Annotated in this window: 39 protein-coding genes; 36 read left to right on the top strand and 3 right to left on the bottom strand. The window is 72.6% G+C overall.

Annotated elements, in window-relative coordinates; all coding sequences use genetic code 11:
* Positions 1-5 precede the first annotated feature (5 nt).
* The 36 genes from tuf (at position 6) to glmM (ending at position 22,386) form a co-directional block, all read left to right on the top strand.
* Positions 6-1,199 (top strand): elongation factor Tu, encoded by a 1,194-nt coding sequence (gene tuf, locus FMM08_RS00535; RefSeq protein ID WP_147924409.1) that lies wholly within the window; start codon positions 6-8, stop codon positions 1,197-1,199.
* A gap of 405 nt (positions 1,200-1,604) precedes the next feature.
* A complete protein-coding gene (gene rpsJ, locus FMM08_RS00540) occupies positions 1,605-1,913 on the top strand; it encodes a 30S ribosomal protein S10 (RefSeq protein WP_109773091.1) in 309 nt (102 codons plus the stop codon).
* 40 nt (positions 1,914-1,953) lie between these two features.
* Positions 1,954-2,625 carry a 50S ribosomal protein L3 gene (gene rplC, locus FMM08_RS00545; RefSeq protein ID WP_187279447.1) on the top strand — a complete coding sequence of 224 codons (672 nt, stop codon included), beginning with the start codon at positions 1,954-1,956 and terminating at the stop codon, positions 2,623-2,625.
* Between the two features lie 5 nt (positions 2,626-2,630).
* Positions 2,631-3,314 (top strand): 50S ribosomal protein L4, encoded by a 684-nt coding sequence (rplD, locus tag FMM08_RS00550; RefSeq protein ID WP_147924410.1) that lies wholly within the window; start codon positions 2,631-2,633, stop codon positions 3,312-3,314.
* Positions 3,311-3,652: a 50S ribosomal protein L23 gene (gene rplW / locus FMM08_RS00555; RefSeq protein ID WP_147924411.1), complete on the top strand. Its 342-nt coding sequence runs from the start codon at positions 3,311-3,313 to the stop codon at positions 3,650-3,652. The genes rplD and rplW overlap by 4 nt, the downstream gene beginning before the upstream one ends.
* Before the next feature lies 1 nt (position 3,653).
* Positions 3,654-4,490: a 50S ribosomal protein L2 gene (gene rplB, locus FMM08_RS00560; RefSeq protein ID WP_139710060.1), complete on the top strand. Its 837-nt coding sequence runs from the start codon at positions 3,654-3,656 to the stop codon at positions 4,488-4,490.
* A 15-nt stretch (positions 4,491-4,505) separates the two neighbouring features.
* A complete protein-coding gene (gene rpsS, locus FMM08_RS00565; RefSeq protein ID WP_139710058.1) occupies positions 4,506-4,787 on the top strand; it encodes a 30S ribosomal protein S19 in 282 nt (93 codons plus the stop codon).
* A 58-nt stretch (positions 4,788-4,845) separates the two neighbouring features.
* Positions 4,846-5,244: a 50S ribosomal protein L22 gene (gene rplV, locus FMM08_RS00570; RefSeq protein WP_147924412.1), complete on the top strand. Its 399-nt coding sequence runs from the start codon at positions 4,846-4,848 to the stop codon at positions 5,242-5,244.
* Positions 5,244-6,068, top strand: coding sequence for a 30S ribosomal protein S3 (rpsC, locus tag FMM08_RS00575; RefSeq protein ID WP_147924413.1), 825 nt, complete (start codon positions 5,244-5,246; stop codon positions 6,066-6,068). The genes rplV and rpsC overlap by 1 nt, the downstream gene beginning before the upstream one ends.
* Before the next feature lie 3 nt (positions 6,069-6,071).
* Positions 6,072-6,491 (top strand): 50S ribosomal protein L16, encoded by a 420-nt coding sequence (gene rplP, locus FMM08_RS00580; protein ID WP_139710052.1) that lies wholly within the window; start codon positions 6,072-6,074, stop codon positions 6,489-6,491.
* Positions 6,491-6,724, top strand: a complete 234-nt coding sequence (gene rpmC / locus FMM08_RS00585) for a 50S ribosomal protein L29 (RefSeq protein ID WP_109773083.1) — start codon at positions 6,491-6,493, stop codon at positions 6,722-6,724. Before rplP ends, rpmC begins: the two co-directional genes overlap by 1 nt.
* On the top strand, positions 6,721-7,011 hold the full coding sequence (gene rpsQ / locus FMM08_RS00590; RefSeq protein WP_147924414.1) for a 30S ribosomal protein S17: 291 nt from the start codon (positions 6,721-6,723) through the stop codon (positions 7,009-7,011). Before rpmC ends, rpsQ begins: the two co-directional genes overlap by 4 nt.
* 98 nt (positions 7,012-7,109) lie before the next feature.
* Positions 7,110-7,478: a 50S ribosomal protein L14 gene (rplN, locus tag FMM08_RS00595; RefSeq protein ID WP_109773081.1), complete on the top strand. Its 369-nt coding sequence runs from the start codon at positions 7,110-7,112 to the stop codon at positions 7,476-7,478.
* 3 nt (positions 7,479-7,481) lie between these two features.
* Complete coding sequence (rplX, locus tag FMM08_RS00600; protein ID WP_147924415.1) at positions 7,482-7,850, top strand: 50S ribosomal protein L24; 369 nt, start codon at positions 7,482-7,484, stop codon at positions 7,848-7,850.
* Positions 7,847-8,419 carry a 50S ribosomal protein L5 gene (rplE, locus tag FMM08_RS00605; RefSeq protein WP_147924416.1) on the top strand — a complete coding sequence of 191 codons (573 nt, stop codon included), beginning with the start codon at positions 7,847-7,849 and terminating at the stop codon, positions 8,417-8,419. The genes rplX and rplE overlap by 4 nt, the downstream gene beginning before the upstream one ends.
* 22 nt (positions 8,420-8,441) lie before the next feature.
* On the top strand, positions 8,442-8,627 hold the full coding sequence (locus FMM08_RS00610; protein WP_109773078.1) for a type Z 30S ribosomal protein S14: 186 nt from the start codon (positions 8,442-8,444) through the stop codon (positions 8,625-8,627).
* 87 nt (positions 8,628-8,714) lie between these two features.
* A complete protein-coding gene (gene rpsH / locus FMM08_RS00615; RefSeq protein ID WP_147924417.1) occupies positions 8,715-9,113 on the top strand; it encodes a 30S ribosomal protein S8 in 399 nt (132 codons plus the stop codon).
* Positions 9,114-9,124: 11 nt separating this feature from the next.
* On the top strand, positions 9,125-9,673 hold the full coding sequence (gene rplF, locus FMM08_RS00620) for a 50S ribosomal protein L6 (protein ID WP_147924418.1): 549 nt from the start codon (positions 9,125-9,127) through the stop codon (positions 9,671-9,673).
* 2 nt (positions 9,674-9,675) lie between these two features.
* Positions 9,676-10,071 (top strand): 50S ribosomal protein L18, encoded by a 396-nt coding sequence (gene rplR, locus FMM08_RS00625; RefSeq protein WP_147924419.1) that lies wholly within the window; start codon positions 9,676-9,678, stop codon positions 10,069-10,071.
* A gap of 37 nt (positions 10,072-10,108) precedes the next feature.
* Complete coding sequence (gene rpsE, locus FMM08_RS00630; protein WP_147924420.1) at positions 10,109-10,762, top strand: 30S ribosomal protein S5; 654 nt, start codon at positions 10,109-10,111, stop codon at positions 10,760-10,762.
* Entirely contained in the window at positions 10,762-10,950 is a 189-nt protein-coding gene (gene rpmD / locus FMM08_RS00635) for a 50S ribosomal protein L30 (RefSeq protein ID WP_147924421.1), read from the top strand. The genes rpsE and rpmD overlap by 1 nt, the downstream gene beginning before the upstream one ends.
* Entirely contained in the window at positions 10,947-11,399 is a 453-nt protein-coding gene (gene rplO, locus FMM08_RS00640) for a 50S ribosomal protein L15 (protein ID WP_147924422.1), read from the top strand. Before rpmD ends, rplO begins: the two co-directional genes overlap by 4 nt.
* A gap of 346 nt (positions 11,400-11,745) precedes the next feature.
* Entirely contained in the window at positions 11,746-13,050 is a 1,305-nt protein-coding gene (gene secY / locus FMM08_RS00645) for a preprotein translocase subunit SecY (RefSeq protein WP_147924423.1), read from the top strand.
* Positions 13,051-13,112: 62 nt separating this feature from the next.
* On the top strand, positions 13,113-13,709 hold the full coding sequence (locus FMM08_RS00650; protein WP_147924814.1) for an adenylate kinase: 597 nt from the start codon (positions 13,113-13,115) through the stop codon (positions 13,707-13,709).
* 17 nt (positions 13,710-13,726) lie between these two features.
* Entirely contained in the window at positions 13,727-14,581 is an 855-nt protein-coding gene (gene map / locus FMM08_RS00655; protein ID WP_147924424.1) for a type I methionyl aminopeptidase, read from the top strand.
* A gap of 188 nt (positions 14,582-14,769) precedes the next feature.
* Positions 14,770-14,991 (top strand): translation initiation factor IF-1, encoded by a 222-nt coding sequence (gene infA / locus FMM08_RS00660; protein WP_109773068.1) that lies wholly within the window; start codon positions 14,770-14,772, stop codon positions 14,989-14,991.
* Positions 14,992-15,052: 61 nt separating this feature from the next.
* Positions 15,053-15,166, top strand: coding sequence for a 50S ribosomal protein L36 (rpmJ, locus tag FMM08_RS00665; RefSeq protein ID WP_109773067.1), 114 nt, complete (start codon positions 15,053-15,055; stop codon positions 15,164-15,166).
* A 162-nt stretch (positions 15,167-15,328) separates the two neighbouring features.
* A complete protein-coding gene (gene rpsM, locus FMM08_RS00670) occupies positions 15,329-15,709 on the top strand; it encodes a 30S ribosomal protein S13 (protein ID WP_147924425.1) in 381 nt (126 codons plus the stop codon).
* Between the two features lie 116 nt (positions 15,710-15,825).
* A complete protein-coding gene (rpsK, locus tag FMM08_RS00675) occupies positions 15,826-16,239 on the top strand; it encodes a 30S ribosomal protein S11 (protein WP_139710024.1) in 414 nt (137 codons plus the stop codon).
* 143 nt (positions 16,240-16,382) lie between these two features.
* On the top strand, positions 16,383-17,399 hold the full coding sequence (locus FMM08_RS00680; protein WP_147924426.1) for a DNA-directed RNA polymerase subunit alpha: 1,017 nt from the start codon (positions 16,383-16,385) through the stop codon (positions 17,397-17,399).
* Between the two features lie 116 nt (positions 17,400-17,515).
* Positions 17,516-18,085, top strand: a complete 570-nt coding sequence (gene rplQ / locus FMM08_RS00685) for a 50S ribosomal protein L17 (RefSeq protein ID WP_147924427.1) — start codon at positions 17,516-17,518, stop codon at positions 18,083-18,085.
* A 230-nt stretch (positions 18,086-18,315) separates the two neighbouring features.
* Positions 18,316-19,233, top strand: a complete 918-nt coding sequence (gene truA, locus FMM08_RS00690) for a tRNA pseudouridine(38-40) synthase TruA (protein ID WP_147924815.1) — start codon at positions 18,316-18,318, stop codon at positions 19,231-19,233.
* Between the two features lie 25 nt (positions 19,234-19,258).
* Positions 19,259-19,777, top strand: a complete 519-nt coding sequence (locus FMM08_RS00695; RefSeq protein WP_147924428.1) for a DUF5709 domain-containing protein — start codon at positions 19,259-19,261, stop codon at positions 19,775-19,777.
* A 238-nt stretch (positions 19,778-20,015) separates the two neighbouring features.
* A complete protein-coding gene (rplM, locus tag FMM08_RS00700; protein WP_147924429.1) occupies positions 20,016-20,459 on the top strand; it encodes a 50S ribosomal protein L13 in 444 nt (147 codons plus the stop codon).
* A 19-nt stretch (positions 20,460-20,478) separates the two neighbouring features.
* Positions 20,479-20,985, top strand: a complete 507-nt coding sequence (rpsI, locus tag FMM08_RS00705) for a 30S ribosomal protein S9 (protein ID WP_147924430.1) — start codon at positions 20,479-20,481, stop codon at positions 20,983-20,985.
* A 54-nt stretch (positions 20,986-21,039) separates the two neighbouring features.
* The gene (gene glmM, locus FMM08_RS00710; RefSeq protein WP_147924431.1) at positions 21,040-22,386 is read left to right on the top strand and encodes a phosphoglucosamine mutase; all 1,347 of its coding nucleotides are present in this window, start codon (positions 21,040-21,042) and stop codon (positions 22,384-22,386) included.
* 37 nt (positions 22,387-22,423) lie between these two features.
* Here glmM and FMM08_RS00715 read toward each other — a convergent pair whose 3' ends face one another.
* Genes FMM08_RS00715 through coaA form a run of 3 tightly spaced genes read right to left on the bottom strand, consistent with a single transcriptional unit; the run spans position 22,424 to position 24,445 of the window.
* Positions 22,424-22,870 (bottom strand): CrcB family protein, encoded by a 447-nt coding sequence (locus FMM08_RS00715; RefSeq protein WP_255471908.1) that lies wholly within the window; start codon positions 22,868-22,870, stop codon positions 22,424-22,426.
* Positions 22,867-23,379 (bottom strand): fluoride efflux transporter FluC, encoded by a 513-nt coding sequence (locus tag FMM08_RS00720; protein ID WP_147924432.1) that lies wholly within the window; start codon positions 23,377-23,379, stop codon positions 22,867-22,869. Before FMM08_RS00720 ends, FMM08_RS00715 begins: the two co-directional genes overlap by 4 nt.
* A gap of 7 nt (positions 23,380-23,386) precedes the next feature.
* Positions 23,387-24,445, bottom strand: a complete 1,059-nt coding sequence (gene coaA, locus FMM08_RS00725; RefSeq protein WP_255471909.1) for a type I pantothenate kinase — start codon at positions 24,443-24,445, stop codon at positions 23,387-23,389.
* Between the last annotated feature and the right edge of the window lie 18 nt (positions 24,446-24,463).

The raw sequence follows: 24,463 nt of genomic DNA on the forward strand, positions 1-24,463 counted from the left end.
ACCCAGTGGCCAAGGCCAAGTTCGAGCGGACCAAGCCCCACGTCAACATCGGGACGATCGGGCACATCGACCACGGCAAGACGACGCTCACCGCGGCGATCTCCAAGGTCCTGCACGACAAGTACCCGGACCTGAACCCCTTCACGCCGTTCGACCAGATCGACAAGGCGCCGGAGGAGAAGCAGCGCGGCATCACGATCTCGATCGCGCACGTCGAGTACCAGACCGAGTCGCGCCACTACGCGCACGTCGACTGCCCCGGGCACGCCGACTACATCAAGAACATGATCACCGGCGCGGCTCAGATGGACGGCGCGATCCTCGTGGTCGCCGCCACCGACGGCCCGATGCCGCAGACCAAGGAGCACGTGCTCCTGGCCCGCCAGGTCGGCGTCCCCTACATCGTGGTGGCGCTGAACAAGGCCGACATGGTCGACGACGAGGAGATCCTCGAGCTCGTCGAGATGGAGGTCCGCGAGCTGCTGTCCTCCTACGAGTTCCCGGGTGACGACCTGCCCGTCGTCCGCGTCTCGGCGCTGAAGGCGCTCGAGGGCGACGCCGAGTGGGGCGAGAAGCTCCTCGAGCTCATGGATGCGGTGGACTCGTCCATCCCGCAGCCCGAGCGCGAGGTCGACAAGCCGTTCCTCATGCCCATCGAGGACGTCTTCACGATCACCGGCCGCGGCACCGTCGTGACCGGTCGCATCGAGCGCGGCATCCTCAAGGTCAACGAGACCGTCGAGATCGTCGGCATCAAGACCGCGTCGCAGTCCACGACCGTGACCGGCATCGAGATGTTCCGCAAGCTGCTCGACGAGGGCCAGGCCGGCGAGAACGTCGGTCTGCTGCTCCGCGGCCTCAAGCGCGAGGACGTCGAGCGCGGCCAGGTCGTCTGCAAGCCGAAGTCGATCACCCCCCACACCGACTTCGAGGCGCGCGTCTACATCCTGTCCAAGGACGAGGGTGGCCGTCACAACCCGTTCTACTCGAACTACCGTCCGCAGTTCTACTTCCGGACGACCGACGTCACCGGCGTCATCACGCTGCCCGAGGGCACCGAGATGGTCATGCCGGGCGACAACACCGAGATGACCGTGGCCCTGATCCAGCCCATCGCCATGGAGGAGGGCCTGCGCTTCGCCATCCGCGAGGGTGGCCGCACCGTGGGCGCCGGCCAGGTCGTCAAGATCATCAAGTGATCTGAGCCCCGCGAGGGGCCAGGCCGCCGCGAAGGGCCCGGGAGCACTGCTCCCGGGCCCTTCGTGCTGTCCGGTACCGGGTGTTCGCCAACCATCCGACCGTGCCGAGCGGAGCTCGGCGGTCTGGCCCCGCTCGGCCCTGGCCAGCGGATTGGACCGCCGAGGGTCTCGTCTGGCAAGATGGGCGGGTCGTTCGGCGTGCGCGCCCCTCGCTCTTGGCGGGGGGCGCCCCGCTGCGGACCTCCAACGGGTCAGCACAGCGGATCGCCGGCGCTCGGGCAACCGGGCAAGACAGCAGACCTCCACAGGTGGCAGCGCGCCAGTGCGCTCGGGGAAGGGCGACACGCCCGACCTCGGGGGCCGGTGGCCGCCCCGTGGCACAGCGGGACGAGAGAGGGACGGGCCATGGCGGGACAGAAGATCCGCATCCGGCTGAAGTCGTACGACCACGAGGTCATCGACAGCTCCGCGCGCAAGATCGTCGACACGGTCAGCAACGCCGGCGCGACGGTGGTCGGCCCCGTGCCGCTGCCGACCGAGAAGAACGTGTACGTCGTCATCCGCTCGCCGCACAAGTACAAGGACAGCCGCGAGCAGTTCGAGATGCGCACGCACAAGCGTCTGATCGACATCATCGACCCGACGCCGAAGGCGGTCGACTCGCTGATGCGCCTCGACCTCCCCGCGGACGTCAACATCGAGATCAAGCTCTGAGCCTGGTCACGGAACAGACAGAGCTGCGAGGAGAACGACGATGAGCACGACCACCGACGCGCGCCGCCGCGTCGCGGGCCTGCTGGGCACCAAGCTCGGGATGACCCAGGTCTGGGACGAGGCCGGTCGCCTCGTGCCCGTGACCGTCATCCAGGCGGGCCCGTGCGTGGTGACGCAGGTGCGCACCCCCGAGACCGACGGCTACGACGCGGTCCAGATCGCCTTCGGCGCGATCGACCCCCGCAAGGTCAACAAGCCGCTGTCCGGCCACTTCGAGAAGGCCGGCACCACCCCCCGCCGCCACGTTGCCGAGCTGCGCACGCCCGACGCCGGGCAGTACTCGGCCGGCCAGGAGCTGACCGTCGAGCTGTTCAGCGCCGGCCAGCGCGTGGACGTGGGCGGAACGACCCGCGGCAAGGGCTTCGCCGGTGTCATGAAGCGCCACGGCTTCGCCGGTGTCTCGGCCAGCCACGGTGCGCACCGCAACCACCGCAAGCCGGGTTCCATCGGTGGCTGCGCCACCCCCGGCCGCGTCTTCAAGGGCCTGCGCATGGCCGGCCGCATGGGCGGCGAGCGCCAGACCACGCAGAACCTGCTCGTCCACGCCGTCGACGCCGAGCGCGGCTACGTGCTCGTCAAGGGCGCCGTCCCGGGCCCGCGCGGCGCCGTCGTCGTCCTCAAGACCGCGGCCAAGGCCGCTCAGGAGGGCTGACCACCATGACCACCACCGAGACCCTGGACACGGCCCCCGCCGACCGCACGGTCGACGTCATCGGCCCCGACGGCTCGGCCGCCGGATCCGCGACGCTGCCGGGCTCCGTCTTCGACGTCCAGACCAACGTCCCGCTGATCCACCAGGTCGTGGTGGCCCAGCTGGCTGCTGCCCGCCAGGGGACCCACGCCACCAAGACCCGCGGCGAGGTTCGCGGCGGTGGCAAGAAGCCCTACAAGCAGAAGGGCACCGGCCGCGCCCGTCAGGGCTCGACCCGCGCTCCGCAGTTCGCCGGCGGTGGCACCGTCCACGGCCCGCAGCCGCGTGACTACAGCCAGCGGACCCCCAAGAAGATGAAGGCGGCCGCTCTCCGCGGTGCCCTCTCCGACCGGGCGCGCCACGCGAGGGTCCACGTCCTCTCGGCCGTCGTGGCCGGCGAGGCCCCCAGCACCAAGAGCGCCATCGGGCTCCTCTCGGGGCTGTCCGAGCGCAAGCAGCGCCTCGTGGTGCTGCAGCGCGGTGACGAGCTGAGCTGGAAGAGCCTGCAGAACGCTGCTGGCGTCCACCTGCTCTTCGCCGACCAGCTGAACACCTACGACGTCCTCTGCTCGGACGACGTCGTCTTCACCTCCGGCGCGCTGGAGGCCTTCCTGGCCGGCGCCACCCGCAGCGAGGAGGCCGCTCGATGAGCGAGACGCCCACCCCCGCGACGAGCACGGCCAGCGTGTTCGCCGCCGTCGGCAAGGACCCGCGCGACGTGCTCGTCGCCCCGGTCGTGTCCGAGAAGAGCTACGCGCTGCTCGACCAGGGCAAGTACACGTTCCTGGTCGACCCGCGTGCCAACAAGACCGAGATCAAGGTCGCCGTCGAGAAGGTCTTCGGCGTCAAGGTGGCCTCGGTCAACACCCTCAACCGCGAGGGCAAGAAGCGCCGCACGCGCACGGGGACCGGCAAGCGCAAGGACACCAAGCGCGCCGTCGTCACCCTGCGCGAGGGCACCATCGACATCTTCGGGGGAGGGGCCTGACATGGGCATCCGCCAGTACAAGCCCACCACGCCGGGCCGTCGTGGCTCCTCGGTCGCTGACTTCGTCGAGGTCACCCGCAGCGAGCCCGAGAAGTCGCTCGTCCGCCCGCTGCCCAAGAAGGGCGGCCGCAACTCCAGCGGTCGCATCACGACCCGCCACCAGGGCGGCGGCCACAAGCGCGCCTACCGCGTGATCGACTTCCGCCGTCACGACAAGGACGGCGTGCCGGCGACGGTCGCTCACATCGAGTACGACCCCAACCGCACGGCGCGCCTGGCGCTCCTGCACTACGTGGACGGGACGAAGCGCTACATCCTGGCGCCGACCCGTCTCAAGCAGGGTGACCGCATCGAGAACGGCCCCGAGGCCGACATCAAGCCGGGCAACAACCTGCCGCTGCGCAACATCCCCGTCGGCACCGTGGTGCACGCCGTGGAGCTGCGTCCCGGTGGCGGCGCCAAGATGGCCCGCTCGGCCGGCGCCTCGATCCGCCTGGTGGCCCGCGAGGGCGGGACCGCCCAGCTGCGCATGCCGTCCGGTGAGGTCCGCACCGTCTCGGTCGAGTGCCGCGCGACGGTCGGCGAGGTCGGCAACGCCGAGCAGTCGAACATCAACTGGGGCAAGGCCGGCCGCATGCGCTGGAAGGGCAAGCGCCCGACCGTCCGCGGTGTGGCCATGAACCCGATCGACCACCCGCACGGTGGTGGTGAGGGCAAGACCTCCGGTGGTCGTCACCCGGTCAGCCCCTGGGGCCAGGCCGAGGGTCGTACCCGCCGTCCCGGCAAGGCCAGCGACCGCCAGATCGTCCGTCGGCGCACTGCCGGCAAGAAGCGCTGAGGGAGTAGCTGAGCCATGCCGCGCAGCCTGAAGAAGGGCCCCTTCGTCGACGACCACCTCGCCAAGAAGGTGGACGCCCAGAACGAGAAGGGCACGAAGAACGTCATCCGCACGTGGTCGCGCCGTTCGATGATCATCCCGGACATGCTCGGGCACACGATCGCCGTGCACGACGGCCGCAAGCACGTGCCGGTGTTCGTCACCGAGGCGATGGTCGGGCACAAGCTCGGCGAGTTCGCCCCCACCCGCACCTTCCGCGGGCACGAGAAGGACGACCGCCGGGGCCGTCGCCGCTGACGCAGGTCAGCAGGTGACGAACTCCCCGACACAGCCGAGACACGAGGCAGGACGAGACATGGAAGCCAAGGCGCAGGCGCGGTACGTCCGCGTGACGCCGCAGAAGGCGCGGCGCGTCGTGGACCTGATCCGCGGACGCCGTGCCAGCGAGGCGCTGGCGGTGCTGAGCTTCGCTCCGCAGTCGGCCAGCGAGCCGGTGCTCAAGGTCGTGCAGAGCGCGATCGCGAACGCCCGCGTCAAGGCCGACCGCGCGAGTGAGGCCTTCGACGAGCGCAGCCTGGTCATCAGCGCTGCGTACGTCGACGAGGGCGTCTCGCTGAAGCGGTTCCGCCCGCGGGCCCAGGGCCGCGCGGGCCGGATCATCAAGCGCACCAGCCACATCACCGTGGTGGTCGCCCCTGAGGCCGAGAAGGCCGTCACGGGTGCCGCGCAGACGCAGACGAGGAGGGCCCGCTGATGGGGCAGAAGGTCAACCCGAACGGGTTCCGCCTCGGCATCACCACCGACCACCGGTCGCGCTGGTTCGCCGACAGCACGCGGCCCGGGCAGCGGTACCGCGACTACGTGAAGGAGGACGTGGAGATCCGCCGGCTCATGTCGAAGGGCATGGACCGGGCCGGCATCGCCCGCGTCGAGATCGAGCGCACCCGTGACCGGGTCCGCGTCGACATCCACACCGCCCGCCCCGGCATCGTCATCGGTCGCCGCGGCGCCGAGGCCGACCGCCTGCGCGGCGAGCTGGAGAAGCTCACCGGCAAGCAGGTCCAGCTGAACATCCTCGAGGTGAAGAACCCCGAGGTCGAGGCGCAGCTGGTCGCCCAGGGCATCGCCGAGCAGCTCGCGAGCCGCGTGTCCTTCCGTCGCGCCATGCGCAAGGGCATGCAGTCCGCGCAGCGCGCCGGCGCCAAGGGCATCCGCGTCCAGTGCTCGGGCCGCCTCGGCGGCGCCGAGATGAGCCGGTCGGAGTTCTACCGCGAGGGCCGTGTGCCGCTGCACACGCTCCGCGCCTACATCGACTACGGCTTCTACGAGGCCAAGACCACCTTCGGTCGCATCGGCGTGAAGGTCTGGGTCTACAAGGGCGACCACACCCAGCGCGAGCTCGCCGCGCAGGCCGCCACCGCTCCTCGCGGTGCGCGCCCGCCGCGCGGTGACCGCCCGCAGCGCGGTGACCGCCCCCAGCGCGGGGGCCACCCGCAGCGCGGCGAGGGCCAGGCCCCCGCCGCCGCCACCACTGCTCCGGCCGAGGCCGGGGCGTCCGCACCCGGATCGGAGGGCTGACCCGTGCTGATCCCTCGGCGCCTCGCGCACCGCAAGCAGCACCACCCCACCCGCCGTGGCCAGGCCACCGGCGGTACCGCGATCACCTTCGGGGACTTCGGCATCCAGGCGCTGGAGCACGGCTACGTGACCAACCGCCAGATCGAGTCCGCTCGTATCGCCATGACCCGCCACATCAAGCGCGGCGGAAAGGTCTGGATCAACATCTACCCGGACCGCCCGCTGACCAAGAAGCCCGCTGAGACCCGCATGGGTTCCGGCAAGGGCTCACCGGAGTGGTGGATCAGCAACGTCAAGCCCGGACGCGTGATGTTCGAGCTGTCCGGCGTGCCGGAGGAGATCGCCCGCGAGGCGATGCGGCGCGCGATCCACAAGCTGCCGATGAAGTGCCGCTTCATCACCCGTGAGGGAGGGCTGTCCTGATGGCCGTCGGGTCCAAGGGCCTCGAGCCCACCGCGCTGCGCGGTTTCGAGGACGAGCGCCTCGTCGAGGAGCTGCGCAAGGCCAAGGAGGAGCTCTTCAACCTCCGCTTCCAGTCGGCCACCGGCCAGCTCGAGAACCACGGTCGGCTGCGCGCCGTCCGCCGGGACATCGCCCGGATCTACACGACGATGCGTGAGCGCGAGCTCGGCATCGGGGAGGTCGACGCCCAGTGAGTGACGCAGTGAACGAGTCCACCACCGAGGGCCAGGCGCGCGGCTACCGCAAGACCCGGCGCGGCTACGTGGTCAGCGACAAGATGACCAAGACCGTGGTCGTCGCCGTCGAGGACCGCGTCAAGCACCCCCTCTACGCCAAGGTCATCCGCCGCACCGTCAAGGTGAAGGCGCACGACGAGAACGAGACCGCTGGCATCGGCGACCTCGTGAGCATCGCCGAGACCCGGCCGCTGTCTGCCACCAAGCGGTGGCGCGTGGTCGAGGTCCTCGAGCGGGCCAAGTAAGCCCACCCCACGGTCCCATCTAGTTCCGCGAGGCTCGACCCCCGCCGGCCGGCTGGCCGGCGGCGGGCGAGGACCGGCGTGACGACAGGAGAGAAGCAGTGATCCAGCAGGAGTCGCGGCTGCGCGTCGCCGACAACACGGGTGCCAAGGAGATCCTCTGCATCCGCGTGCTCGGCGGCAGCGGACGCCGCTACGCCGGCATCGGTGACGTCATCGTCGCCACCGTCAAGGACGCCATCCCCGGGGGTGCCGTCAAGAAGGGCGACGTCGTCAAGGCCGTCATCGTCCGCACCACCAAGGAGAACCGTCGTCCGGACGGTTCCTACATCCGCTTCGACGAGAACGCCGCGGTGATCCTGCGCAACGACGGCGACCCGCGCGGAACCCGCATCTTCGGTCCCGTCGGCCGCGAGCTGCGCGACAAGAAGTTCATGCGGATCATCTCGCTCGCCCCGGAGGTGCTCTGAGCCATGGCCAAGACCCGCATCAAGAAGGGTGACCTGGTCCAGGTCATCACCGGCAAGAAGCAGTCCCGCGGTGGCGACCGCGGCAAGACCGGGCGCGTCCTCGAGGTCTTCCCCGACCGCGGCCGCGTCCTGGTCGAGGGCATCAACCAGGTGACGAAGCACGTGAAGGCCGGCCAGACCGCCCGCGGCTCGCGCACCGGTGGGATCGAGACGCACGAGGCGCCGCTGCACATCAGCAACGTCGCGCTCGTCGACCCCAAGACCAAGAAGCCCACCCGCGTGGGCATCCGCACCGAGACCGTCGAGCGCGACGGCGTGCAGCGCACCGTGCGCGTGCGCGTCGCCCGCCGCTCGGGCGAGGACATCGCATGAGCACCGAGACCGCCACCACGAAGGCGCCGCCGCGCCTGAAGACCCGTTACGCCGAGGAGATCGCCCCGGCGCTGCGCGAGCAGTTCAAGCACGACAACGTGATGCAGGTCCCGCGCCTGGTCAAGGTCGTGGTGAACATGGGTGTCGGCGAGGCTGCTCGTGACTCCAAGCTCATCGACGGCGCGATCCGCGACCTCACGCTCATCACGGGTCAGCGCCCGGCGGTGACGAAGGCGCGCAAGTCCATCGCGCAGTTCAAGCTGCGCGAGGGCATGCCGATCGGCGCCCACGCCACGCTGCGCGGCGACCGCATGTGGGAGTTCCTGGACCGCCTGGTCAGCCTCGCGCTGCCCCGGATCAGGGACTTCCGCGGGCTCTCGCCCAAGCAGTTCGACGGCCGCGGCAACTACACCTTCGGCCTCGACGAGCAGTCGATGTTCCACGAGATCGACCAGGACAAGATCGACCGCGTCCGCGGCATGGACATCACGGTCGTCACCACCGCGACGAGCGACGACGAGGGCCGGGCGCTGCTGCGCCTGCTCGGCTTCCCGTTCCGCGAGAACTGACCGAGGACTGAGGCAGACACCCATGGCCAAGACCGCTCTGATCGTCAAGGCGTCGCGCAAGCCGAAGTTCGCGGTGCGCGCCTACACCCGCTGCCAGAAGTGCGGTCGTCCGCACTCGGTGTACCGCAAGTTCGGCCTGTGCCGCGTGTGCCTGCGCGACATGGCCCACCGCGGCGAGCTGCCGGGCATCACCAAGAGCTCCTGGTAAGCACCACACACCTCATCACCTGAAGATCCACTGCGCCGCAGGCCCCGCACCGCGGGGGACCACGGCGAGGAAGGGCGGACGAGCCCGATGACCATGACAGACCCGATCGCGGACATGCTGACGCGCCTGCGGAACGCCAACTCGGCGTACCACGACGACGTCGCCATGCCGTACAGCAAGCTGAAGTCCCGCGTGGCGGAGATCCTCAAGAGCGAGGGCTACATCTCCTCCTGGCGCGTCGAGGACGCCGAGGTGGGCAAGCGCCTCGTGCTGGACCTCAAGTACGGCCCCAACCGGGAGCGCTCCATCGCCGGCCTGCGCCGCGTGAGCAAGCCCGGGCTGCGCGTGTACGCCAAGTCGACCAACCTGCCGCGCGTGCTGGGCGGCCTGGGGGTGGCGATCCTTTCGACCTCCTCCGGCCTCCTCACGGACCGCCAGGCGAGCAAGCAGGGCGTGGGTGGGGAAGTCCTCGCCTACGTCTGGTGAGGGGGTAGAGCATGTCGCGCATCGGAAGGCTCCCCGTGGCCGTGCCGGCCGGGGTGGACGTCACCATCGACGGCGCCGAGGGCCGCACCGTCACCGTCAAGGGCCCCAAGGGGACCCTCACGCACACCGTGCCCGCTCCGCTGTCCGTCGACCGCGGTGAGGACGGCGTCATCGCCGTCACCCGCCCGAACGACGAGCGGCTGTCGAAGTCGCTGCACGGCCTGACCCGCACGCTGCTGGCCAACATGGTCACCGGCGTGACGCAGGGCTTCGAGAAGCAGATGGAGATCGTGGGCACCGGCTACCGCGTGCAGGCACGCGGTTCCGACCTCGAGTTCGCCCTCGGCTTCAGCCACCCCGTGCTGGTCAAGGCGCCGGAGGGCATCACCCTCACGGTGTCCGCGCCCAACCGCTTCGCGGTGGCGGGCATCGACAAGCAGCGCGTCGGCGAGGTCGCCGCGAACATCCGCAAGCTGCGCAAGCCCGACCCCTACAAGGGCAAGGGCGTGCGCTACGCCGGCGAGGTCGTCCGGCGCAAGGTCGGGAAGGCTGGTAAGTAGTCATGGCTCTCGCCAGTAGGACGAAGCTCCTCCGCAAGGGCGCTGCCAAGACCGGCGCTGCCGCTCGCTCCCGCCGCCACCTGCGCGTGCGCAAGAAGGTCTCCGGGACCGCGGTCCGCCCGCGTCTAGTGGTCACGCGCTCGGCGCGGCACATCGCCGTCCAGGTGGTGGACGACACCCTCGGCCGCACCCTGGCGTCGGCCTCCACCATGGAGGCGGACCTGCGCGGGCACGACGGCGACAAGACGGCCAAGGCCCGTCGCGTCGGCGAGCTCGTCGCCGAGCGCGCCAAGGCCGCGGGCGTCGAGGCCGTGGTCTTCGACCGCGGCGGCAACCGCTACCACGGCCGTGTGGCCGCAGTGGCGGACGGCGCCCGCGAGGGGGGGCTCTCCCTGTGAGCACCCGTACGAACCTGAGCAACGGAAGGAACGCCTGATGCCCGGACCACAGCGCAGGGGCGCCGGCGGCCCCCCCAGCGGGACCGGCGGCCCGGGGAACGACCGCGGCCAGCGCGGCGGCAACGACCGGGGCGGGCGCGGCGGCAACGACCGCGGCGGCCGCGGCGGTGACGCCGAGCGCAGCCAGTTCCTGGAGCGCGTCGTGACCATCAACCGCGTCGCCAAGGTCGTCAAGGGCGGCCGCCGCTTCAGCTTCACCGCGCTGGTCGTGGTGGGCGACGGTGACGGCACCCTCGGCGTCGGCTACGGGAAGGCCAAGGAGGTGCCCGCGGCGATCGCCAAGGGCGTGGAGGAGGCGAAGAAGAACTTCTTCCGCGTCCCCCGCATCCAGGGCACCATCCCCCACCCCGTGCAGGGCGAGGAGGCCGCTGGTGTGGTCCTCCTGCGTCCGGCGAGCCCCGGTACCGGCGTCATCGCCGGTGGCCCGGTGCGCGCCGTGCTCGAGTGCGCCGGCATCCACGACGTGCTGAGCAAGTCGCTGGGCTCCTCCAACGCGATCAACATCGTGCACGCCACGGTGGCCGCGCTGAAGGGGCTCGAGCAGCCCGAGTCCGTCGCGGCGCGCCGCGGCCTGACGGTCGAGGAGGTCGCTCCGGCGGCCCTCCTGCGGGCCAGGGCGGCGGCTGTCTGATGGCGCAGCTCAAGGTGACCCAGGTCAAGTCGGAGATCGGTGGCAAGCAGAACCACCGCGACACGCTGCGGACCCTCGGCCTCAAGCGGATCGGCCAGTCGGTCGTCCGCGAGGACCGTCCCGAGGTGCTCGGCATGCTGCGCGCGGTGCGCCACCTCGTGATCGTGGAGGAGGTGGACGCCCGATGAGCGAGGAGTCCACGCTGAAGGTCCACCACCTGCGGCCCGCCCCCGGGGCGAAGACCGCGAAGACCCGCGTGGGTCGTGGTGAGGCCAGCAAGGGCAAGACCGCGGGCCGCGGCACCAAGGGCACGAAGGCCCGCTACCAGGTGTCCGCGCGCTTCGAGGGCGGCCAGATGCCCCTGCACATGCGCCTGCCCAAGCTGCGCGGCTTCACCAACCCGGCGAAGGTCGTGTCGCAGGTCGTCAACCTCGACCGCATCTCCGAGCTCTTCCCGCAGGGCGGGGAGATCGGGGTGGACGAGCTCGTGGCCGTCGGCGCCGTGCGCGCCGGGCAGCGGGTCAAGGTGCTCGGCACCGGTGACATCAGCGTCCCGGCCCAGGTGACGGCGCACGCGTTCTCGGCGTCGGCGGAGGCGAAGATCGCCGCTGCCGGCGGCACCACCACCCGGCTCTGACCGGGCGGAGGCGCTTGCGCCCCCCCGGGGACGCAGACCCGACGTGAGAGGGCCCGTGCCGCGCAGCAGCGCGGTGCGGGCCCTCTCCCGCTCCCGGGCCGCGGCGCTCGGAGGCGGGCGCAGCGGCGGCCCGAGGTGCCGAGCGGCCACGGGCGGCCACCGCGCCGGGTAACCTCGCCGGGTCGGCACCCGGGCCGCTCGGGGCGACCTCGAGCGGGGCGCCGGCACCGCGGGGCGCGTCATCACAGACCCGCACCGCCGTCGCGGCCCCCGCGGGACGCGGCAGGTGCCGCGCTCGCAGCCGAGCCTCGGACGAGGTGCCGGCGCAGACTGACCAGGAGGACACGTGCTAGGTGCGTTCGTGCGGGCGTTCAAGACGCCCGACCTGCGACGCAAGATCGTCTTCACGTTGGCGATCATGGCGGTGTTCCGCCTCGGGTCCTTCGTGCCGGCGCCCGGCGTCAGCTACCAGAACGTGCAGCAGTGCCTCGCCGGGCTCGACACCCAGAGCGACCTGCTCGGACTGGTCAACCTCTTCAGCGGCGGAGCGCTGCTGCAGCTGAGCGTCTTCGCGCTCGGGATCATGCCGTACATCACCGCGAGCATCATCATCCAGCTGCTGCGCGTGGTCATCCCCCGCTTCGAGGAGCTGCACAAGGAGGGGCAGTCCGGCACCGCGAAGCTCACGCAGTACACGCGGTACCTGACGATCGCCCTGGCCGTGCTGCAGTCCACGACCTACGTGGCCGTGGCCCGCTCGGGCAACCTCTTCGGCTCGAGCTCCGGCGCCTGCGCCGACGTGATCCCGAACGACTCGGTGCCCGTCCTGCTCCTCATGGTCCTCACCATGACCGCCGGCACCGGACTGGTCATGTGGATGGGCGAGATGGTGACCGAGCGCGGTGTCGGCAACGGCATGTCGCTGCTCATCTTCACCTCCGTCGCCGCCCAGTTCCCCACCTCCATCGCCGCCATCGGGCGCGAGCGGGGCTGGGGGACCATGGCCCTGGTGATCGGCCTCGGCCTGCTCATCGTCGCGGCTGTGGTCTTCGTCGAGCAGTCCCAGCGCCGCATCCCGGTCCAGTACGCCAAGCGGATGGTCGGGCGCCGCATGTACGGCGGCACGAGCACGTACATCCCGATGAAGGTCAACATGGCCGGCGTCATCCCGGTCATCTTCGCCTCGTCGCTGCTGTACCTGCCGGGTCTCGCCGCGCAGTTCGGCGATCCGACGTCCAGCTGGGTGACGTTCATCCGCAACACCTTCACGCGGGGCGACCACCCGGCGTACATCATCGCGTACGTCCTGCTCATCGTCTTCTTCACGTACTTCTACGTCGCCATCACGTTCAACCCGGACGAGGTGGCTGACAACATCAAGCGGGTCGGCGGCTTCATCCCCGGCGTCCGCGCGGGCCGTCCCACGGCCGAGTACCTCGACCACGTCCTGACGCGCATCACCCTGCCGGGGGCCCTGTACCTGGGGCTCGTGGCGCTGGTGCCCCTGGTCGCCCTCGTGGCGGTGGGGGCCAACCAGAACTTCCCCTTCGGTGGTACGTCCATCCTCATCGTCGTCGGCGTCGGCCTGGAGACGGTGAAGCAGATCGAGTCCCAGCTCCAGCAGCGCCACTACGAGGGGTTCCTCCGTTGACCAACAGCTCTGACACCCGCGCCACCGCCGTCGACGCCGGCCCCGCCGCCACGCCCTCGCGCGTGGTGCTCCTGGGGCCCCCGGGAGCCGGCAAGGGCACCCAGGCGGCGCTCCTGGCCCAGCGCCTCGGCGTGCCTGCCATCTCGACCGGTGACATCTTCCGGGCCAACACGGCGGCGGGCACCGACCTGGGGCGCGAGGCGCAGAAGTACATGGACGCCGGCGAGTACGTGCCGGACGAGGTGACCAACCGCATGGTGGCCGACCGCCTGGCCCAGCCCGACGCGTCCGCCGGCTTCCTGCTGGACGGGTACCCCCGCACCACCGCGCAGGTGCGCACCCTGGACGAGGTCCTCGCCGCGCACGCGACGAGCCTGGACGCGGTCCTCGAGATCACCGCGGACGTCGACGTCGTCGTCGAGCGCCTCCTCAAGCGCGCCAGCGAGCAGGGCCGCAGCGACGACACCGAGGAGGTCGTGCGCCGCCGGCTCGAGGTCTACGCGGAGCAGACCGCCCCCCTGGCCGCCGCGTACGCGACGCGCGGCCTGCTCGTGACGGTCGACGGCGTGGGTGCCGTGGACGAGGTCGCGCAGCGCGTGGTGGCGGCGCTGCGGGCCGCGGGTGGCGACGCGGGCAGCGCCGCCGCCGCCGGCGCCTGAGAGCCGGGTCTGCGGCGGTGCTGGGGCGCGAGCGGATCGAGTACAAGAAGCCTGACCAGGTGCTCCTCATGCGCCGGGCGGGGCTCGTGGTGGCGCAGGCCCTCGCCGCGGTGCGGGCGGCGGCCCGCCCCGGCGTGACGACGGGTGACCTCGACGCCGTGGCCGCCGAGGTCATCCGCAGCGCTGGCGCGACGCCGTCGTTCCTGGGGTACCACGGGTACCCCAGGACGCTCTGCACCTCGGTGGGGGCGGAGGTGGTGCACGGGATCCCCGGTGACCGGGTGCTGGTGGCTGGTGACGTCCTCAGCGTCGACTGCGGCGCCGTGGTGGACGGCTGGCACGGCGACGCCGCGTTCTCGGTGGTCGTCGGGGACGTCGAGCACCACGACCCCGCCGACGTCGCGCTGGTCGAGACCACCCGCCGATCGATGTGGGAGGGCATCGCGGCCCTCGCCCGGGGGCTGGCGCAGGGCCAGCGGCTCGGTGTGGTGGGTGACGCGGTCGAAGGCTCCGTGGAGGACGCCGCAGCGGGCGGCGGCGCTCCGCTGGCCGTCGTCGACGGGTACGTGGGCCACGGCATCGGCACCGCCATGCACCAGGCCCCCGAGGTGCTCAACCACCGGAGCCGCTCCCGCGGCCCGAAGCTGCGCCCGGGCCTGTGCGTCGCCGTGGAGCCGATGCTCAGCCGCGGGACCGCCGACACCGACGTCCTCGACGACGGCTGGACCGTGGTGACCTCGGACGGCGCTCGGGCCGCGCACTGGGAGCACACCGTCGCCCTGGGGGAGCGCGGCGCCTGGGTGCTCACCGCAGAGGACGGCGGCGCGGCCGAGCTAGCCGCCCGAGGCGTCCAGGTGGCTCCCCTGGCCTGAGGCGAGCAGCCGGAAGGGGAGCGATTTCACCGAGCCGGGTGCTGTGGCTTAGCATGGAGGGTCGCTCCCGTGCGTCCGCCCTCTCGTGGTCGGTCACCTGCGGAGCCCGACCGGTCCCCAACGACCGGTCGACGACCAGTTGCAAGGGCCGGAGGCGCGAGCGCGCCGCCGGTCGGTGAGCGGAGGACATGCCCAAGAAGGACGGCGTCATCGAGATCGAGGGCGCGGTGGTCGAGGCCCTGCCGAACGCCATGTTCCGCGTGGAGCTCTCGAACGGCCACAAGGTGCTCGCACACATCTCGGGGAAGATGCGGCAGCACTACATCCGGATCCTCCCCGAGGACCGGGTGGTCGTGGAGCTCAGCCCCTACGACCTCTCCCGCGGTCGCATCGTCTACCGCTACAAGTGAGCCGCTCACACCACGGTTCGCAGCTCCCCACCCGCAGCCACTCCCGCACGACAGGACGATCATGAAGGTCAAGCCGAGCGTCAAGCAGATCTGCGACAAGTGCAAGGTGATCCGCCGGCACGGTCGCGTGATGGTCATCTGCGAGAACCTGCGCCACAAGCAGCGCCAGGGCTGAGCAGAGCCCCACCGCACGACGCAGCACCAGCTCCACCCGCACCACCCAGCTCGAAGAGCAGCCCACGGCCCCCAGGGCCGACACCCCCGGCCCGGAGGCCGAGGACCCGCCGCCCGGCGGGGAGGGGCTGCCGCAGACCTCCGGATGACGGACAGGACAGCAGTGGCACGCATCGTCGGCGTCGACCTCCCCCGCGAGAAGCGGCTCGAGGTGGCGCTCACCTACATCTTCGGCATCGGCCGGACCCGCGCGCACGAGGTGCTCGCAGCGACCGGCATCAGCGGTGACGTCCGCGTCCGCGACCTCGGGGAGCCCGAGCAGGTCGCGCTGCGCGAGTACATCGAGGCGAACTTCCGGGTCGAGGGCGACCTGCGCCGCGAGGTGTCCGCCGACATCCGCCGCAAGGTCGAGATCGGCACCTACGAGGGTCTGCGGCACCGTCGCGGCCTGCCCGTGCGCGGCCAGCGCACCAAGACCAACGCGCGCACCCGCAAGGGCCCGAAGCGCACGGTCGCCGGCAAGAAGAAGGCCGGGCGCAAGTGACGCGCGGCTGAGCGGCGCCAGCGCCCGGACCTCCGGACCCGCGCAGCGCACGCCAGCCGCCCCACCGGCCCGCTCGGGCCCGCCGCTCACGAGACCCCAGACCCAGGAGAAGAGCCATGCCCCCCACCACCCGTCGCGCCGCAGCTGGCGCCGCTCGCCGTCCGCGCCGCAAGGAGCGGAAGAACGTCGCCGTCGGCCAGGCGCACATCAAGAGCACCTTCAACAACACGATCGTGTCGATCACCGACCCCTCGGGCGCCGTGATCTCCTGGGCCTCGGCCGGCCAGGTCGGGTTCAAGGGCTCGCGCAAGTCCACCCCGTTCGCCGCGCAGATGGCCGCCGAGGCCGCTGCCCGTCGTGCGCAGGAGCACGGCATGCGCAAGGTCGACGTCTTCGTCAAGGGCCCCGGCTCCGGCCGCGAGACCGCCATCCGCTCCCTGCAGGCCACCGGCCTCGAGGTCGGGCAGATCTCCGACGTCACGCCCGTCCCGCACAACGGCACGCGCCCCCCGAAGCGCCGCCGCGTCTGACCCCTCTGCCGTGGCGCGGGCCCTGAGGCCCGCGCCACGACGAGCTCCACCAGCCCCACCCCCCGGGCGGCAGACCGACGCCGCCCGGGGTGCTCGTACGCCGCTGGGTCATATGGCGGACCCGCGACAGGAAGGCACCGACAGTGCTCATCGCACAGCGCCCCACGCTCCTCGAGGAGCCGATCGCCGAGCACCGCTCGCGGTTCGTCATCGAGCCGCTCGAGCCCGGCTTCGGCTACACCCTCGGCAACTCCCTGCGCCGCACGCTGCTCTCGTCCATCCCGGGCGCGGCCGTGACGAGCATCCGCATCGACGGCGTGCTCCACGAGTTCAGCACCGTGCCGGGCGTCAAGGAGGACGTCACCGAGCTCATCCTGGGCATCAAGGGCCTGGTCGTCTCCAGCGAGCACGACGAGCCCGTGGTGATGTACCTGCGCAAGCAGGGCCCCGGCGTCGTGACCGCCGCCGACATCGCGCCCCCGGCCGGTGTCGAGGTCCACAACCCCGAGCTGGAGCTCGCCACCCTCGACGAGACCGCTCGCCTCGAGGTGGAGCTGACCGTCGAGCGCGGCCGCGGCTACGTCTCGGCCGCCCAGAACAAGGACGCCGACGCCGAGATCGGCCGCATCCCGGTCGACTCGATCTACTCGCCGGTCCTCAAGGTGACGTACAAGGTCGAGGCGACCCGCGTCGAGCAGCGCACCGACTTCGACCGCCTCGTCGTCGACGTGGAGACCAAGCCGTCCACGCGTCCCCGTGACGCGATGGCGAGCGCGGGCAAGACGCTCATGGAGCTGTTCGGCCTGGCGCGCGAGCTCAACGTCGAGGCCGAGGGCATCGACATCGGCCCCTCGCCGTCCGACGCGGCGCTGGCCGCTGACCTGGCGCTGCCGATCGAGGAGCTGGAGCTCACGGTCCGCTCCTACAACTGCCTCAAGCGCGAGGGCATCCACACCGTGGGTGAGCTCACCGCGCGCAGCGAGGCGGACCTCATGGACATCCGCAACTTCGGTGCGAAGTCCATCGACGAGGTCAAGGTGAAGCTGCAGGGCATGGGCCTGCAGCTCAAGGACAGCCCGCCCGGGTTCGACCCCGGCCTGGCGGTCGACAGCTACGGCGCGGACGACGACTCCGCGTTCGCCGAGACCGAGCAGTACTGACCCGCTGCTGGCCGCCACCGGCCAGCACCGAGCGCCCCAGGGGCGCCGGGCCCCACGGCCCGGCGTCCGGGTCGCTCAGCAGCACCGACGCACGACTGACGATCACTGGAGACGAGATGCCCACCCCCACCAAGGGTCCGCGGCTCGGCAGCGGCCCGGCGCACGAGCGCCTGCTGCTCGCCGGCCTGGCCACCCAGCTGTTCGAGCACCGCAGCATCACGACCACGGAGGCCAAGGCCAAGCGCCTGCGCCCCCTGGCCGAGCGCCTGGTGACGTTCGCGAAGCGCGGCGACCTCGCCGCCCGCCGCCGCGTCCTGTCGACGGTGAAGGACAAGGGCGTCGTGCACGCGCTCTTCACCGAGATCGGGCCGGCCATGGCCGAGCGCCCGGGCGGCTACACCCGCATCACGAGGATCGGTCCCCGCAAGGGAGACAAGGCCCCCATGGCCGTGATCGAGCTGGTCCTGGAGCCCCTGACCGCCCGTGCCGCCACGGTGCGGGAGGCCGAGGCCGCCACGGCGCGCTCCGCGCGCGGCAACCAGCCCGCCGCCGCGCCGGCCGAGGAGCAGGCCGAGCCCACCACCGAGGCGGCCCCCGCCGCCGAGGCCGGCGAGACCACCGCTGTGACCCCGGCCGAGTCGCAGGTCGACGACGCCGCCGGTTCGGCCGAGGCGCCCAAGGCCTGACGACCTCCGCGTCCACGAGGACCCCCGCACCGCGAGGTGCGGGGGTCCTCGTGCGTCCACGGGGCCGGGGCCGGTGCGGCCCCGTGCGAGCCGGCCGGGTCAGGCGAGGCGGTGGCGAGGACCCGTGGCAGGGTCTCCGGGTGTCCGACACCGAGGTCCAGCCGCCCCACGGGGCCCCGGGCGGTCCGCTGGGACCGTCGGGGGGCTCGGCCGGAGGAGCACCGCCGTCGGTGCGGGTGAGGGTCGACCTCTCCTACGACGGCACGGACTTCGCCGGGTGGGCGCGCCAGCCGGGGCTGCGGACCGTGCAGGGGGAGCTGGAGGCCGCTCTGGGACGCGTCCTGCGCCTCCCAGGGCCCCCGACGACCGTCGTGGCCGGCCGCACCGACGCCGGGGTGCACGCCCGCGGTCAGGTGGTCCATGTGGACGTCCCCGCCGCCGCCTGGGAGCAGCTGCCAGGACGGTCCGTCCGGCCGCCGGCCGAGGCGCTCGTGACGCGCCTGGCGGGCGTCCTGCCGCCCGATGCGGTGGCGGTCGCGGCCGCGGTGGCACCCGACGGCTTCGACGCCCGCTTCGCGGCGCTGAGACGCCACTACGCCTACCGCCTGTCCGACCGCCCGGGCGGCCCCGACCCGCTGCGCCGTCGCGACGTCGTCGACGCGCGACGGGCCGGTGGGAGCCCCCGAGGGCGCCTCGACGTGGCGGCGATGGACGCGGCGTCCGCAGCGCTGGAGGGCCTCCACGACTTCGCCGCGTTCTGCCGCCCTCGCGAGGGTGCGACCACGACGCGGACCCTGCTGCGCTACCGCTGGCGGCGGCAGGACCCGCAGCTGCCCGCGGGGGAGGCGGACCTCGTGGTGGCGGAGGTGGTCGCCGACGCCTTCTGCCACTCCATGGTCAGGGCCCTGGTGGGGGCGGCCCTGGCCGTGGGCGCCGGCCGCAGGCCCGTCGACTGGCCGGCGCAGGTGCTCGCCGCGGCGCGGCGCGACCCGGGCGTCACGGTGGCGCCCGCGCACGGGCTGGTCCTCGAACGGGTGGACTACCCCGAGGAGCACCTGCTCGCCGCCCGTGTGAGCCAGGCCCGCGCCCGCCGAGACGGCGGGTCCGCTGCCGCGCGCACCACCGGCGGCGCTCGGCAGGACGTGTGACGCGCCCCGTGGCAGCCTCGGGAGCATGAGCACTCCCGGGGCCCAGCCCGACCAGGACCCGATCACCGCGATGGCCGACACCGAGGACGACGCCTACACCAGTGAGCTCCTCGACGAGGGCTACTCCCCGCGCGAGAGGGAGGCCCGCGTCGGCCGCTTCGGCATGACCGCCGACGAGGAGCTGGCCGGCGAGGGTCTGGACGAGCGGCTCGCCGAGGAGGAGCCGGACCCGTCCGCCTCCCTCGTGCTGGACGGCTCCGACGAGGAGGGACAGCCCCGCGGCCGCGGGGACGCCGACGCGTCCGCGGGTCTCGCGGACGACGGTGACCTGCCGGCCGACCAGCCGGCGTCCGGCGGCCTGGACGGCGAGCTCCTCGACGACGAGGTCGGCGACGCCCGGGCGGGTCGGCTCGTGGAGCCCGACCAGGGGGCGGGCGAGGACCGCGAGAAGAGCGCCGTGGCCCTCGACGCGGGGATCGACGGCGGAGCCGCCTCGGCGGAGGAGGCCGCTGTGCACGTCGTCCCGGACCCCGAGGAGGCCTGAGCCCGCCGCTCTCACGTGCCCGCGGTCTCCGGCCGCGCGGAGGGCCCCGGTCACGGCGCGTCCGGACCGGGGCCGCGTTTTGACCCGGCGCACCGGCGCCGAGTAGTCTGCTGGCCGTCGTGCGTTCGACGTCGCCGTGAATGGTGGATCCACCTCCGGCGCACCCCGTCGAACCGCACTCCCAGCAGTACCAGCACCACCCCTCACGAACCACTGTCCACAGAGCGAAGGTCCGAGCGTGCGCACGTACACCCCCAAGCCCGGCGAGGTCGACCGCGCCTGGCACGTCATCGACGCCTCGGACGTCGTCCTGGGCCGTCTGGCCAGCCAGACCGCGCGTCTGCTGCGCGGGAAGCACAAGCCCGTGTTCGCGCCGCACGTCGACACCGGTGACTACGTCATCATCATCAACGCCGACAAGGTCGTCCTCACGGGCAGCAAGTCGGAGCAGAAGCGGGTCTACCGCCACTCGGGCTACCCGGGTGGTCTGAAGTCGGAGCGCTACACCGACCTCCTGGCCCGCGACCCCGAGCGCGCCATCGAGCGCGCTGTGCGCGGCATGATCCCCAAGAACTCCCTGGGCCGTGAGGTCCTCGGCAAGCTCAAGGTCTACGCGGGCCCCGAGCACCCCCACGCCGCCCAGCAGCCCACGCCGTACACCCTGACCCAGGTCGCGCAGTGAGCGCGCAGGAGGACCTCCGTTGAGCACCGACACCGCTCCCGTCGACGCCCCCCTCGAGGACGGCGCCTACGACGAGGACGAGCTGAGCAGCTACTCGACCACCAGCCCCGGCATCGCCGGTGGCGGCTCGAGCATCACCGCCCCGGGTGCGGCCACCGGCCGTCGCAAGGAGGCCGTGGCGCGGGTGCGCATCGTCCCCGGCACCGGCCAGTGGTCCATCAACGGGCGCGACCTCGAGTCGTACTTCCCGAACAAGGTCCACCAGCAGATGGTGAACGAGCCCTTCCGCGTCACCGAGGTCGAGGGCCGCTTCGACGTCATCGCCCGCATCGACGGCGGCGGCGTCTCCGGCCAGGCCGGTGCGCTCCGCCTGGGCATCGCGCGCTCCCTCAACGGGATCGACGTCGAGGCCAACCGTCCTTCGCTCAAGAAGGCCGGTTTCCTGAGCCGCGACGCGCGGATCAAGGAGCGCAAGAAGGCCGGCCTCAAGAAGGCCCGCAAGGCTCCCCAGTACAGCAAGCGCTGACCCGGCTCGTCCGGCTGCAGCTTCCCCGCAGCACGAGCAGGACCAGAGGCTGACATGGGTCGCTATTTCGGCACCGACGGCGTGCGCGGTCTCGCGAACGTCGACGTCACCGCGGAGCTCGCCCTCGACCTGTCGGTGGCCGCGGCGCACGTGCTCGGAGACGCAGGAGCGTTCTCCGGGCACCGCCCGCGGGCCGTGGTCGGGCGCGACCCCCGTGCGTCGGGAGAGTTCCTCTCGGCCGCGGTGGTCGCGGGCCTGGCGAGCGCCGGGGTCGACGTCTCCGACGTCGGGGTGCTGCCGACCCCGGGCATCGCCCACGTCGTCGCCGCCACCGGTGCGGACCTCGGCGTGGTGCTGTCGGCCTCTCACAACCCGGTGCCGGACAACGGCATCAAGTTCTTCGCCCGTGGCGGCCACAAGCTGCCGGACGAGGTGGAGGACGCCATCGAGGGGCGCCTGCGCGAGCCGTGGGCGCGCCCCACGGGCGCCGGCGTCGGGCGGGTCACCGCCGACGCCGGTGCCGGGGCGAGGTACGTGGACCACCTCCTCACCACGCTGCCGCACCGGCTGGACGGCCTCCGCGTCGTGGTCGACTGCGCCCACGGCGCGGCCTGGAGCGTCGGGCCGGAGGCCCTGCGCCGCGCGGGTGCTGACGTCGTCGTCATCGGCGCCGCCCCGGACGGTCTCAACACCAACGACGGTGTCGGGTCGACGCACCTGGGTCCCCTGCAGCGCGCGGTCGTCGAGCACGGCGCTGACGCCGGCATCGCCTTCGACGGCGACGCGGACCGCTGCCTGGCCGTGGACGCCACCGGCGCCACCATCGACGGCGACCAGATCATGGGCGTGCTGGCGCTGGCCCTCGCCGACCGAGGTCAGCTGCCCGGGTCGGTGCTGGTGGCCACGGTGATGAGCAACCTCGGTCTCCTGCTGGCGATGCGCGCCGCCGGCGTCGAGGTGCTGCAGACCGCCGTGGGCGACCGGTACGTGCTCGAGGCCATGCGCGACGGCGGTTACTCCCTCGGCGGTGAGCAGTCCGGGCACGTCGTCATGCTCGAGCACCAGACCACCGGCGACGGCGTCCTCACGGCGCTGCACCTGCTCGCGCGGGTCGCCGAGCTCGGCCGACCGCTGGCGGAGGTCGCCTCCGTGGTCCGGCGGCTGCCCCAGGTGCTGGTCAACGTGCCCGGCGTCGACAAGTCCCGGGCCAGCAGCGACGAGCACGTCGCCGCGGCCGTCGCCGAGGCCTCCGCCGAGCTCGGTACCACCGGGCGCGTCCTGCTGCGGCCCTCCGGCACCGAGCCGCTGGTCCGCGTGATGGTCGAGGCCGGCGACCAGGGTCAGGCGCGTTCCGTCGCCGACCGCCTCGCGGCCGTCGTGGGCGAGCGCCTGGCCCTCTGAGGGCAGCGCCGCGCCACGACGACCCCTCGGGTGCGGCTCAGCGCAGCGCCAGACCAGCTGCGAGCCCCGCGCCGAGTGCGGCGAGGCTCCCGAGCAGGTGCACCGCCGCGGTGGTCGCGGCGGCGACCCACCGGCGGGCCTGGAGCAGGCGGACCACCTCCACCACGGCGCTGCTGAAGGTGGTGAAGGACCCGCAGAAGCCGGTCGCCCCGGCCACCAGCCACAGCGGACCGCGCGACGTGGACGCGCCGTCGGGGGCGAGACCCACGAGGACGCCCAGGACGAGGGCGCCCAGGAGGTTCACCGCCAGCGTGCCCGGCGGCACGGCGGGAGGAGCCGCCCCAGCGCTCCGGACGATCCGTCCGGCCCGGCGGCGGGCCCAGCGGGCCGCCACGGCCTGGTCGAGCGCGAAGCGCGCCGGGGCGCCGACCACCCCGCCGAGCACGACGAGCAGCAGGTCCGCCCCACCCACCGGACCGGTCACCGCGCGCCCCTGCGAGGGTCCGGTCCTGCCGGTGAGCCGTCGCGCGTCCGTCCGGGGGCTGTGGCGGAGCCCACGAGGACGCCCACCGCCGCGCACGCCAGCCCTCCCGCCACGGTGGCCAGCGCGTAGCCGGTTCCGAGCGCCACCCGGCCCGAGCGCAGGTACTGGTCGACCTCGAGGGCGAACGAGCTGTAGGTGGTGAACGCCCCCAGCACCCCGGTGCCGACGGCGAGCCTGACGGCGCGCCGCCTGCCCGCGTCGGGCCCGCGGCGCGCGAGCGCCTCGAGGACGAGGCCGAGGGCGAAGGCGCCCACGAGGTTGGTGGTGAAGGTGGCCGTCGGCCACCCGGACGACGGTCCGGGCAGCCACAGCGCCAGGGCCCAGCGCAGCGGCGCCCCGACGGCGCCTCCCAGCGCCACCAGACCCAGCAGGTGCCACGGTGGGGGGCTGCCCCACCGTCCGCCCTCGCGACCCTCCCGGTCCTCGGGCGGCGCCGTCGTCCCGCTCACGACGGGCTCACAGCTTGCGCAGGCGCACGCGCGTCACCGAGTGGTCTGCGGCCTTGCGCAGCACGATGGTGGCCCGGCCGCGGGTCGGCAGGACGTTCTCCACGAGGTTGGGCTCGTTGATGCTGGACCAGATCTCCCGCGCGCGGGCGCGGGCCTGGGCGTCGGACAGGTCCGCGTACCGGCGGAAGTACGACTCCGGCCGGGAGAACGCGGTCTGCCGCAGCCGCAGGAAGCGCTCCTCGTACCAGCTGGCCACGTCCTCGGTGCGCGCGTCGACGTACAGCGAGACGTCGAAGAAGTCGCTCACCGCCAGCCCGGTGCGCCCGTCGCTGCGCGGGCGGGCGGGCTGCAGCACGTTGAGGCCCTCCACGATGAGGACGTCGGGGGAGCGCACGACCACCTCGGCGCCGGGGACGATGTCGTAGACGAGGTGGGAGTACAGGGGGGCCCGCACCTCGGGGGCCCCGGACTTCACGGCGGTGACGAAGCGGAGCAGCGCACGCCGGTCGTAGGACTCCGGGAAGCCCTTGCGCCCGAGCAGCCCGCGGCGCTCCAGCTCGGCGTTGGGCAGCAGGAAGCCGTCGGTGGTCACCAGCTCCACCCGCGGGGTGTCCGCCCAGTGCGACAGCAGCTCGCGCAGCAGGCGCGCCACCGTCGACTTGCCGACGGCCACCGACCCCGCCACCCCGATGACGAAGGGGGTGCGGGGCCCGGGCGCCACCCCGGAGCCGTCGCCCAGGAACGTCGAGGTCACGGCGTGCATCCGGGCGGCACCGGCGGCGTAGAGGTTCAGCAGCCGTGACAGCGGCAGGTAGACCTCCTCGACCTCCCGCAGGTCGATCCGCTCGCCCAGGCCCCGTACGCGCTCGAGGTCGGCCGCGGTGAGGTTCATGGGGGTGGAGGCGCGCAGCCGGATCCACGCGGCCCTGTCGAGGTCCACGAAGGGGGAGGAGCCCGGTCGTCCCGTCGCCGGGGCCGCGGAGAGGGGGCCCGTCGTCGTCGTGCCCGTCGTCCTGGCCGGCCGCGCGCCCGTCGACGGGCCGGTGGCTGGCAGGACGGGTTCCACGGGGCGCCATCATGCCCT

It is taken from the genome of Quadrisphaera setariae (genome assembly GCF_008041935.1).
GTDB classification, from domain to species: domain Bacteria; phylum Actinomycetota; class Actinomycetes; order Actinomycetales; family Quadrisphaeraceae; genus Quadrisphaera; species Quadrisphaera setariae.